This window comes from Staphylococcus sp. HMSC035D11, assembly GCF_001836075.1.
Lineage (GTDB): Bacteria > Bacillota > Bacilli > Staphylococcales > Staphylococcaceae > Staphylococcus > Staphylococcus hominis.
The window spans coordinates 611-1,268 of the sequence record NZ_KV827284.1 but is presented as its reverse complement, the minus strand read 5'-3'; the positions used below and the strand labels follow the sequence as shown (position 1 = coordinate 1,268).

Sequence of the window (658 nt, the reverse complement as noted above, 5' to 3'; positions counted from 1 at the left end):
AGGCGTGTTAACCGCTACACTACGAGACCAAATACGGAGGAAGAGGGATTCGAACCCCCGCGAGCCGTTAAGCTCCTGTCGGTTTTCAAGACCGATCCCTTCAGCCGGACTTGGGTATTCCTCCACATTTTATAGGTAAATTGCTATTAAATTATTAGATGGCGGTCTCGACGGGAATCGAACCCGCGATCTCCTGCGTGACAGGCAGGCGTGTTAACCGCTACACTACGAGACCAAAACAAATTGCGGGAGGCGGATTTGAACCACCGACCTTCGGGTTATGAGCCCGACGAGCTACCGAACTGCTCCATCCCGCGATAATAAAAATGGCGGAGGAAGAGGGATTCGAACCCCCGCGGCCCGTTAAGGCCCTGTCGGTTTTCAAGACCGATCCCTTCAGCCGGACTTGGGTATTCCTCCAAAATTATATGGACCTTGCAGGACTCGAACCTGCGACCGAACGGTTATGAGCCGTTAGCTCTAACCAACTGAGCTAAAGGTCCAAATTTTAATTCTACAACTAATAATTAGTGGCGGTGGAGGGGATCGAACCCCCGACCTCACGGGTATGAACCGTACGCTCTAGCCAGCTGAGCTACACCGCCGTTATATAGTTTGTAAATGATTTAAATGGTGGAGACTAGCGGGATCGAACCGC

7 tRNA genes (1 of these 7 only partly in view) are annotated in these 658 nt (G+C 51.5%); all 7 read right to left on the bottom strand.

Features of this window, described 5'->3' with window-relative positions:
• Window positions 1-34: 34 nt before the first annotated feature.
• Window positions 35-124: transfer RNA gene (locus tag HMPREF2647_RS09945), tRNA-Ser, on the bottom strand.
• 35 nt (window positions 125-159) lie between these two features.
• Window positions 160-235: transfer RNA gene (locus tag HMPREF2647_RS09940), tRNA-Asp, on the bottom strand.
• An 8-nt stretch (window positions 236-243) separates the two neighbouring features.
• Window positions 244-317 (bottom strand) — tRNA-Met (locus HMPREF2647_RS09935).
• A 10-nt stretch (window positions 318-327) separates the two neighbouring features.
• A tRNA-Ser gene (locus HMPREF2647_RS09930) sits at window positions 328-420 on the bottom strand.
• Between the two features lie 9 nt (window positions 421-429).
• Window positions 430-503, bottom strand: a tRNA-Ile gene (locus HMPREF2647_RS09925).
• A gap of 28 nt (window positions 504-531) precedes the next feature.
• Window positions 532-605 (bottom strand) — tRNA-Met (locus HMPREF2647_RS09920).
• Between the two features lie 26 nt (window positions 606-631).
• A tRNA-Ser gene (locus HMPREF2647_RS11390) sits at window positions 632-658 on the bottom strand (it continues 129 nt past the right edge of the window).